General features: G+C 67.7%; 1 protein-coding gene. It reads right to left on the bottom strand.

Annotated features, from left to right (window positions below):
• Window positions 1–2,119: condensation domain-containing protein (locus tag PA598K_RS34500; RefSeq protein WP_185602414.1), on the bottom strand; the 2,119-nt coding region annotated here is incomplete at both ends.

Below are 2,119 nucleotides of genomic sequence, written 5' to 3'. Positions count from 1 at the left end.
TCGAACAGCGGATTGCGGCTCGGGTCGCGTCGAACCTGCAGCCTCTCGACCAGCTCCTCGAACGGGTAGTCCTGATGGCTGAAGGCATCCAGCGTCAACTGCCTGGTCTGCCGGAGCAAAGCGTCGAAGGCTTGTCCGCGTCGCGGCTGCGCCCGCAGCACCAGCGTGTTGACGAACAGTCCCGGCATGCCCCCGGACAACGGGTGCGTGCGGCCCGCGACTGGCGTGCCGATCGTTAGCTCCTGCTGGCCGGTATAGGCATGGAGCAGCGTCTGATAGGCAGCCAGCAGCACCATATACAGACTGCAATCGCGGCTTAGCGCCAGGCTGCTCAGCTGCTGCGCGAGCGACAGGTCGAGTCGGAAGGACAGACTGTCTCCCGCCGTCGACGCGACCTGCGGACGCGGACGGTCCGTTGGCAGCTGCGTCTGCGGCAGCTCGCCCGCCAACTGCCGCAGCCAATATTGCTCCTGTGCGGCCAACTGCTCTGTCCTCAGCCATTCCCGTTGCCATAGCGCATAATCCTTATAATTCCAATTCGACGACTGCAGCTCGACTCCTGCATAGAGCGCCGCCAGATCGGCCAGCAGCAGCTGCACCGTGACGCCGTCAGAGATAATGTGGTGCATGTCGAGCAGCAGCAAGCGGCGATCCGAGGCCAGCTCCATGAAGCCCGCGCGCAAGAGAGGCGGCTGTTCCAGCCGGAAGGGCCGGCTCCAGTCCCGCATATAGGCTGCCAACGCGGCCGAGCGCGGCGTACGGTCGGCGATCAGGACGCCACCCGGCAGCTCGATTGCGTCGCCTGCCAAAGCTGCTGCGGCCTCCGCCTCGCCGGACGCGGCGCGGGCTCCCGCCATCAGCTCGCCCCAGCCTGGCGGAGCATCCAGCGTCTCCAGCTCCACCGGCAGCTCGGCCAGCACCCGCTGCACGATCTCGCCATCCTCGACATCGAATACCGTACGCAGCACCTCGTATCGGTCGACCAGCGCCTGCAGCGCCGCGGCCAATCGTTGCCCGTCGAGCGGACCGATCAGCTCGTACGCCTGCGGCATGCTGTAGCTGACGCCTGCGCTGTCAAGCTGATGGAGCACATACATGCGTCGCTGCGCCGTCGAAGCCGGATAGCTCGGAGCTTCATCCGCCCGCAGCAGCGTCGCCTCGCCGACACGCTCGGCGGCATCGATCAACCGGGCTTGCGCTTGCAGCACAGGATGGTTGAACAGCTCGGCCAGCGCCAGCTCGACGCCGAATACGGCACGGATCCTGCCACTGAGCAGCATCGCCTTGAGCGAATGGCCGCCCAGCGCGAAGAAGTGGCTCTGCGATCCGATCGTCCCGGCGCCAAGCAGCTCCTGCCAGATCGCCGCCAATCGCCGCTCGGTATCGGTCTGCGGCGGCGTCCCGGCAGCGCCATACACCGCCTGCTGCGGCATCGGCAGCGCCTGCTTGTCGAGCTTGCCGCTCGCTGTGAGCGGCAACGCTGCCAGATGCGTATAGGTCAGCGGCGACATCGTCTCGGGCAAAGCCCGCGACAGCTCGCCATGCAAGGCAGACTCGTCGAGCGGATGCGCAGCGGTGTAGTAGGCGTGCAACGCCAGCTCCCCGTCGCTGCCGGCCCGCGCCACAACGACGGCATCGTCGATGTCAGCCAGGGCGCGGAGGCGGCTGGCGATTCCCTCCGGCTCGATACGATGGCCGCGGATTTTCACCTGCTCGTCCATCCGTCCGAGATAGCGCAGCGTACCGTCCTCCAGCCAGCGCACCCGGTCGCCCGTGCGATACAGCCATCCGCCCGGTACGAGCGGATGGCGCACGAAGCGCGTTGCGGTCAGCTCCGGCAGATGGCGGTAGCCGCGCGCCAGGCCGATGCCGGCGATGCAGAGCTCGCCCGCTGCCCCCTGCGGCTGCAGACGCAGCCGCTCATCGAGCACGTAGACCGCCGTGTTGGCGATCGGCCGCCCGATCGGCACCGGCGCCCCGGCATCGATGGCCGCATCCGGCGGCACCGTGTAGAGCGCCGCGTCTACGGTGCATTCCGTCGGTCCATACGCATTGACGAGCGTCGCCTCGGGGAAGCAAGCCCGCAGCCGCACAGCCGTCTCGCCCGAGAGCGGCTCCC

Source organism: Paenibacillus sp. 598K, assembly GCF_003851045.1.
GTDB lineage: Bacteria > Bacillota > Bacilli > Paenibacillales > Paenibacillaceae > Paenibacillus_D.
The sequence above is the reverse complement of the archived record's forward strand: the minus strand, read 5'-3'. Positions and strand labels throughout refer to the sequence as shown.